This is a genomic window from Vibrio sp. 10N.261.52.C11, from assembly GCF_041471405.1.
GTDB lineage: Bacteria > Pseudomonadota > Gammaproteobacteria > Enterobacterales > Vibrionaceae > Vibrio > Vibrio crassostreae_C.
In genome coordinates this window covers 37,614-44,734 of record NZ_JBFROI010000034.1, presented here as the reverse complement: position 1 = coordinate 44,734, position 7,121 = coordinate 37,614, and the positions used below count along the sequence as shown (strand labels likewise).

The window sequence follows — 7,121 nt, the reverse complement described above, 5'->3', positions numbered from 1 at the left end:
AAATAGAGAAATAGAGAAACCAGAGTTAGTAGTGAAGAAATGAGAAAGCGCTGAGTCGTTCTGTTTAAAACGATAGCGCCAAAAAGAGAAAACCCACATAACTGACGGTAGAGTCGTTAATGTGGGTTTAGTAGTTTAAATGAGCATTCTGAATGCTAGCTCAAGGCATACACACGATTACAGATCTGGAAGCGCTTGTTTACGTCCAACACCCATTAATACCTTTAACTCTCCTTGTGGAGTGTCAATCGAGAACGGTGTAGAGACTTCAACTACTGCAAAGCCCGCTGCACTCAATACATTTTCTGAGCGCTGTTGGCTTACACCGTAGTCTTCACTGTCGCTTTCCAAGTACCAATCCCAGTGTACAAACGTACCGTCGTTTTCAAGCAGCGTGTAAATCAGACTGACTGTGTCTTGTAGGTTCGGGATAAAACCACACACCGAAGAGGCTACCACTAGGTCAAACTGGTTTCTGAATGCTGGATGCTGCGCTGCAAGTCCGCGCGATAAAATATCAACTACCGGTTCAACGTTAGGTAACTCTTTCTTATCTAACTCTTCAATCATCCCTTCAGAGATATCAAGTGCGATGATCTCTTTTGCTAAAGGAGATATTTTCTGGCTGAGTAGTCCTGTACCACAACCAAAATCAAGGACACGGGTTCCGTTTAAATCAACGAGCTGTGTTAACTGGTCAAATACGGACTGTGCGAATACTGCGGTCGCGGGATCTTTATCCCAATCAACGGCGTACTCGTCCCATTGTTTCGCCATCATGGCCTCCATCTTTACTTCTTGTAGGTTCGGAACTTCCCCAGAGTAAACCAAATTAGTCAATTCGTCATAGAGTTATCATGCAAAGATGGACTATTTCTAAGATAGTCAGCACAATATTCAGATAATATGCACCGACCCCCGCTCAATATGGAAATGAAATGAACCTTTCTCAAGTCCAAGCCTTTTGTTCCGTTGCTGATTTAGGATCAGTTTCTGAAGCTGCACGCCAGTTAGAATGCAACCGAACCAAACTCAGCATGTCGATTAAAGCCTTGGAAAAAGAGTTAGATGTCGAGCTGTTCGTCCGCAGCGGAAACCACGTTGAGCTTTCAGAAGCGGGTAAAGCGATTTACAAAGATTGCGAAGGCATGTTGGTGACAGCCGCGCGTATTAAACAAACCTGCTTGCATGTTTCGGGCGAATTCAACGCAGAAATTTGGATAGCACGAGATGACTCCCTACCCGATGAAATGTGGCAGGACTTATCTCACGCCTTAAATAACAAGTACCCTTCTACCTCATTCAACTTCGTTCTCGCATCGAGCGGTGACTTAGCTAACCTAGTTGAAACTCAGCAAGTCGACTTCGCATTTGGTGTCGATTACGAACGCGTCGATGACCCAAGAATTATCTACAACCCGCTTGGTAAGATTCGAATGATGTCTGTATGTAAGAAAGGACATGATTTGAGTGCGATGCGACGAGTGTCTGATGAAGTACTGAGAAATTCGATGCAAGCAACCATGGTTTATCTTAATGAAAAGGATAATCCTGAGCTTGAGCCCTTCTCGCGTCGTTACATTGGCTTCTCTAGCTTCGACTTTATGTTGGATACGATTCTACGTGAAGAAGCATGGGGCGTAATGCCTGAGCCATTGATTCGCCATTTACTGCGTGAACAAGAGCTTGCCGTGATCAAACACACCTACGGTTTAACACAAGAAGACTACTGTATGTTTACCGCGGCTGGCATGGCAGAGCACCCAGGAATGAATTGGTTGGCCGACCAGCTTAGTGATTATTTGTTTGATTTCTAGCTCGCGCTTATTGCTTATCGTCGATAACAAAGGGAAAAACCACAAACAGCACTACTCCTAAAAGACCATCACGTGATCCACTAAATAGCGTCCGTCTTCTTCAACCAATACCATTTCGGCGACAAACTCGCCTTTGGCGATGGTGTAAGCTTGTTTCCACACAAAAGCGATGGAGTCTGAACGTCTAAACAGCGCGACTTGCTCTCGCTCAGCAAAAAAGCCATTACTGTGCTGATAATGGTGACACACCTTTTCTAAATATTCCGGCGTAACAATGTCTTTCATCCTTTGAGTAAAGTCTCGACAGTGCTGTTCATGATCAACCTTAGTTGAACCATCCATCAGATTATCCATGATCGGGTTAGCAATCGCCCACAACTCATTATCACTGATATCGTCAAACTTCATATTGATTCACTCCTTGTCCATCGCAGTCGCAGTCAAATCTAGAAGACCAATAAGACCTTAGCGACTAATGTGTTTTATTAATCATAAACGATCCTATTTCAGTTGCACACCATCACCAAAAAACACTCAACGTCAACTTTATTGACACCACACCCTGATCTTAAGTCACTGAATTTTATTGATTTATATGTTCGAATTAAATAAGACATATAAACATCATCAGATAAAGTTTGTAAAGTTAGCTCATTATTAGAACAATGAAGTTATCAAAAACATCTGGAAAATATTATGTGTGACAGGAAAAGCCAAAACGAAAATCGAGTACTATTGTTCTCAGCCCTTTTAGCATCAGGCTTCGCAATTGGCGGATTGGTGTTGGGTCTTCTCGTTGGCTCTCTGGTCATAGTATTTGACGGTGTCTATTCTCTTATCAGCTTACTGTTAACTTTATTGTCACTAGCTGCCTCGAAATACATCAATCGCCCTTCGGACACTGAGTTCCCGTTTGGTCGAGCTATCATCGAGCCGATTGTGATTGCGATTAAAGCCGTTGTGATTCTTCTTGTGGTTGGTTATTCACTTTACTCTGCGATTGGTGCCCTAATGACGGGTGGTCGTGAAGTTGATGCTTCTATCGCAACTCTGTTTGGTATTTTCAACGTACTGGGTTGTGGTTACGCTTGGTGGTACATCGCGAATAAGAGTAAACGTATTTCTTCAGGTCTGATTCAGGCTGAGTCTAAACAGTGGCAAATGGATACGCTACTGAGTGTAGCGGTAACCGCGGGTTTCGTAGCGGCTTGGTTAATTACTTTTTCTCCGCTTGCAGAATACGCAGTGTATGCCGACCCAATGATGATGTTGCTAATGTCTTTCTACTTCATCAAAGTGCCTTTCGACATGTTACGTGAGGCGATGCGCGAACTGCTTATGATGTCGGCAAACAAAGATATTTGTGATGCGGTAGATAAGAACGTTGTCGCGGTAGACAAAGAAGCGGAGCAAGATTTGGAGCTGATGGGTGTGACTAAGGTTGGTCCAGAATTACGAATCAATGTTGATATTCATACCAACGACCAACAAGCGATTGCGGTCGATGATATTGAACGTACGCGCCGCCAACTTAAGCGACGCTTATCGAAGATGCCTTATGAGCTTCAATTGAATCTCAATATCGCGAGTTAAGAGTCGAGAGTTAAGAACCAAGAGCTAACCAATCAACCTCTCGCTGACTAAGACTCTGATTGAACCTTTTTAGAAGCCGACGCCGTAACCGTCGGCTTTTTGTCTCTGGTTACCCACCAGCAAGCTAAAGAGCCAATCGTTACCATACAAACGCCCTGCCAAAACGTCATGCTCAATGACAAACCCAAAATAATAGAAGACAGTAAGGTCGCAAAAATAGGCGTGAAATACGACATGGTCGCCAAGAAGACCATATTGCCGCCAAGTATCGCTGTATTCCAAAGCGCGTAACCTGCGCCCATACACACACCGGCTAACACTAAGTCAATTGCAGCACTGGTTGTCATCACCATGCCGGTTTCGTTACTCAATGCGTATTTGATCCACAAGGTGATTGCCGTTGCGATAAAGAACAACACAATCGCATTCTGCCCTTTCGCCACTTTCTGAGTGTAATTACAGTAAACCGCCCAAATAATCGCGCCGAAAAACGCCATTGAATAAGTTTTTGGGTTAGTAGCAACATTGGCAGCGATTTGTTCAACAGAAAGCCCCTGATCGCCGCTGATGCTCCAAGCGACGCCAAAGAAGGCCAAGAAGATACTTGGGTAAACCAACCAGTTAATTTTCTTGTCGCTCAGCAGCACCGCAAATAACACCGTCAGTGCTGGCCATAAGTAGTTGATGACAGCCATTTCCAAGGCTTGATGTCTATTGTTTGCCATTCCTAAAGCCAGAGCCAAGAAGATCTCATAACAAACGAACAAGGTGCCGCCAATCAGCAAATAAGACTTAGAAAAGCGTGACAGCTTTGGTAGACCCATAACACAGATCAACAACAGCGCACTCACCGTGTAAAGGCTGGCCGCACCACCGATTGGGCCCAGTTGTTCAGATACGCTTCGAGACAGCGCGATTAAGCAGCTCCAAAGTAGAATGGCAGCAATGCCGTAGCAGCTATGGCGATGAGATTTAAACACACCTCTTCCTTATTTTTATTGTAATGGGGTAATCAAAGCGAGCTTAAAGCAAAGGTAGGCTTAAACGCCACTATCGATAAGTTGCAGTAAGTAAAAATAAGTAGCCGAGCACATAACTGTACTCGGCTATCAATCATTCACTCAAAAATCTAAAAGCAATTAGCAATTATGCTAGTAAAAGAGCTTGCAGGTCAGCCAGAGACTTAACCTGATAATGAGGGTTAATTCCGGCTGGCGTTGCCTTTTCTTGACTATTTAACCAACAGGTTTCAATACCAAAATCTAATCCGCCTAGAATATCGGAATGTGGGTTATCTCCGACCATCAATACTCGTTGCTTAGATGGTAACCCGATCAGCTTATGGGCATATTCAAAAATTTGTGCATCCGGTTTGGCTACCCCAACCTCTTCAGAAATTATCACGTGCTCAAAGTAATCCGTCATTCCTGTACGCTCTAAACGAATTGACTGCAGCTCTGTAAAACCGTTAGTGATGATGCCCATGTTCACTTTGCCTTTTAAAGACTCCATCAACTCTTGTGCACCCGGTAATAAAGAGCAGATATCCGCCATCGCTGTTAAGAATGCACTGTTTAAAGCAGCGGTTGTTGTCTCTAATTTCTCAGCCCAGCTTTCGAAGCGCGTGTGTTTCAGTTGATCAGCCGTAATGCGACCATCTTGATAGTCTACCCATAGTGGTAGGTTAACTTCTTGATAAAAGGAATAATCCTGTTCGTTGAAGTCCACACCAAAACGAGAAAACATCAGCTTCATTCCCTGATAAGCATCAAAATGGAACAAGGTTTCATCTGCATCAAAGAATATCCAGTCGTACTTCATTTTATTTCCTATTAATCACGCTGTTGAGCTGCGTTTATCTTTAGTTGTTCATTGGCTCAAAGACCAGATGTTCATTCTACTACCAATTTTGTGAGCCTGAATATAGTTCTAATAATTTATAGAAAACAAGCCACAAGTCATGATGTATCGCAAATTTTGCCACATATTAAACCAATACCATACAATAAATACACTTAGGTACCGGGAGGTACTATGAAGCACTTTTTACCATCGTCTGTCATGCTTACCCCTTTTCTTGTCAAATACTATGACGAGGAGTCAGAAGACACCCTTGAGTCTGAAGAGTCGCAAGATCCTCAAATTGAGTGCAGTGATGACTCCGATAAAACGTCGACACCTGCCTAGCCAGATCAACTTTCAGTGAAAAACCTTAATTTTCATTGTTATAGAGCTCCATACTGTCTCTAATTTAGTCGATTTATCGCGATCTATTACTGACAATCAACACAGCCAAAAACCATGAAAACGATTGCTATATGAGCCCTATCACAACGACTAGCCACAAAGTGGTAGTTCGAATTCAAAGTTGTTCCAGATCAATGGTCGACCACTTGAATGCCGACAACATGTAGGAAATTAAAAATCATAATTAACGGAGTTTTCCAATGTCTACTGCATTTTACATCCCTACAATCAACTTCATGGGTACTGGCTGTCTGAAGGATGCTGCTGATAGTATTCAGTCTCAAGGCTTTAAAAAAGGTCTGATCGTAACTGATAAGATCTTGAATCAAATTGGTGTAGTTAAGCAGGTACAAGACCTTCTTAGCCAGCGAGGCGTAGACGCAGTTGTATTCGATGGCACTCAACCAAACCCAACCATCACGAACGTTAACGATGGTCTTGAATTGCTGACTGACAACGATTGTGATTTCGTTGTTTCTCTAGGTGGCGGTTCTCCACACGACTGTGCAAAAGGCATTGCTCTGGTTGCTTCTAACGGCGGCAAGATTGCAGACTACGAAGGCGTAGACCAATCTGAAAAGCCAATGATGCCTCTTATCGCTATCAACACTACGGCTGGTACAGCATCAGAAATGACACGCTTCTGCATCATCACTGATGAGGAACGTCACATTAAAATGGCGATCGTTGACAAGCACACAACACCGCTTATTTCAGTAAACGATCCTGAACTAATGCTTGCTAAGCCTGCATCACTGACTGCTGCAACAGGTATGGATGCGCTAACACACGCAATCGAAGCTTACGTTTCTATCGCAGCGACACCAATTACAGACGCTGTAGCGATTAAAGCCATTGAACTTGTACAAGCTTACCTAAGAACGGCAGTAGCGCACGGCGAAGACATTGAAGCACGTGAACAAATGGCTTACGCACAGTTCATGGCGGGTATGGCGTTCAACAACGCGTCACTAGGTTATGTTCATGCGATGGCGCATCAGCTAGGCGGCTTCTACGATCTTCCACACGGTGTGTGTAATGCTATCTTGCTACCACACGTTCAACGCTACAACGCGCAAGTTTGTCCTGAGCGTCTACGTGATGTTGCAAAAGCAATGGGCGTTAACGTTGAAGGTATGTCACCAGAGCAAGGCGCAGAAGCTGCGATCAACGCAATTGTTCAACTAGCAAATGACGTGAACATCCCAACAGGTATCGCGCAACTTGGTGCAAAGCTAGAAGATATCCCTACTCTGTCTGACAACGCACTGAAAGACGCATGTGGTTTTACTAATCCTAAACAAGCGACCCACGAAGAAATCTCTGCGATTTTCGAAGCGGCAATGTAATCTGCCATTAAGTCACTTATAAACTTATCGACAAACGGGCTCACCTACTGAGCCCGTTTTCTTTACCTGCCATATGTTATTCAAGTCTCTGTTTTGAATAGCCACTGATTAAGAT

General features: G+C 43.7%; 8 protein-coding genes. 4 read left to right on the top strand and 4 right to left on the bottom strand.

From position 1 onward, the window contains the following. Positions 1-177: 177 nt before the first annotated feature. On the bottom strand, positions 178-777 hold the full coding sequence (locus AB4323_RS13995; RefSeq protein WP_017064785.1) for a class I SAM-dependent methyltransferase: 600 nt from the start codon (positions 775-777) through the stop codon (positions 178-180). 161 nt (positions 778-938) lie between these two features. Here AB4323_RS13995 and AB4323_RS13990 point away from each other — a divergent pair, with 161 nt between their 5' ends. Further along, positions 939-1,817 carry a LysR family transcriptional regulator gene (locus AB4323_RS13990; protein ID WP_016797108.1) on the top strand — a complete coding sequence of 293 codons (879 nt, stop codon included), beginning with the start codon at positions 939-941 and terminating at the stop codon, positions 1,815-1,817. A 57-nt stretch (positions 1,818-1,874) separates the two neighbouring features. Here AB4323_RS13990 and AB4323_RS13985 read toward each other — a convergent pair whose 3' ends face one another. Next, positions 1,875-2,225 (bottom strand): hypothetical protein, encoded by a 351-nt coding sequence (locus AB4323_RS13985; protein WP_017060899.1) that lies wholly within the window; start codon positions 2,223-2,225, stop codon positions 1,875-1,877. A gap of 288 nt (positions 2,226-2,513) precedes the next feature. On the opposite strand from AB4323_RS13985, the gene AB4323_RS13980 reads away from it, so the two are divergent. After that, positions 2,514-3,410 (top strand): cation diffusion facilitator family transporter, encoded by an 897-nt coding sequence (locus AB4323_RS13980; RefSeq protein ID WP_017064786.1) that lies wholly within the window; start codon positions 2,514-2,516, stop codon positions 3,408-3,410. 47 nt (positions 3,411-3,457) lie between these two features. On the opposite strand, the gene yddG is transcribed toward AB4323_RS13980, so the two are convergent. After that, positions 3,458-4,390 carry an aromatic amino acid DMT transporter YddG gene (gene yddG, locus AB4323_RS13975; RefSeq protein ID WP_371721354.1) on the bottom strand — a complete coding sequence of 311 codons (933 nt, stop codon included), beginning with the start codon at positions 4,388-4,390 and terminating at the stop codon, positions 3,458-3,460. Between the two features lie 166 nt (positions 4,391-4,556). Next, positions 4,557-5,231, bottom strand: coding sequence for a pyrimidine 5'-nucleotidase (yjjG, locus tag AB4323_RS13970; protein WP_017060902.1), 675 nt, complete (start codon positions 5,229-5,231; stop codon positions 4,557-4,559). Positions 5,232-5,444: 213 nt separating this feature from the next. On the opposite strand from yjjG, the gene AB4323_RS13965 reads away from it, so the two are divergent. Together AB4323_RS13965 and yiaY are read left to right on the top strand one after the other, a co-directional pair. Continuing rightward, a complete protein-coding gene (locus AB4323_RS13965; protein ID WP_372103248.1) occupies positions 5,445-5,597 on the top strand; it encodes a hypothetical protein in 153 nt (50 codons plus the stop codon). Between the two features lie 260 nt (positions 5,598-5,857). Next, positions 5,858-7,006 (top strand): L-threonine dehydrogenase, encoded by a 1,149-nt coding sequence (gene yiaY, locus AB4323_RS13960; RefSeq protein ID WP_372152736.1) that lies wholly within the window; start codon positions 5,858-5,860, stop codon positions 7,004-7,006. The last annotated feature ends 115 nt before the right edge of the window (positions 7,007-7,121 follow it).

What these genes read in the sequence shown, in the direction of transcription:
- AB4323_RS13995 (WP_017064785.1), bottom strand. Translation starts at nt 777, where the DNA reads ATGGCGAAACAATGGGACGAGTACGCCGTTGATTGGGATAAAGATCCC.
- AB4323_RS13990 (WP_016797108.1), top strand. Translation starts at nt 939, where the DNA reads ATGAACCTTTCTCAAGTCCAAGCCTTTTGTTCCGTTGCTGATTTAGGA.
- AB4323_RS13985 (WP_017060899.1), bottom strand. Translation starts at nt 2,225, where the DNA reads ATGAAGTTTGACGATATCAGTGATAATGAGTTGTGGGCGATTGCTAAC.
- AB4323_RS13980 (WP_017064786.1), top strand. Translation starts at nt 2,514, where the DNA reads ATGTGTGACAGGAAAAGCCAAAACGAAAATCGAGTACTATTGTTCTCA.
- yjjG (WP_017060902.1), bottom strand. Translation starts at nt 5,231, where the DNA reads ATGAAGTACGACTGGATATTCTTTGATGCAGATGAAACCTTGTTCCAT.
- AB4323_RS13965 (WP_372103248.1), top strand. Translation starts at nt 5,445, where the DNA reads ATGAAGCACTTTTTACCATCGTCTGTCATGCTTACCCCTTTTCTTGTC.
- yiaY (WP_372152736.1), top strand. Translation starts at nt 5,858, where the DNA reads ATGTCTACTGCATTTTACATCCCTACAATCAACTTCATGGGTACTGGC.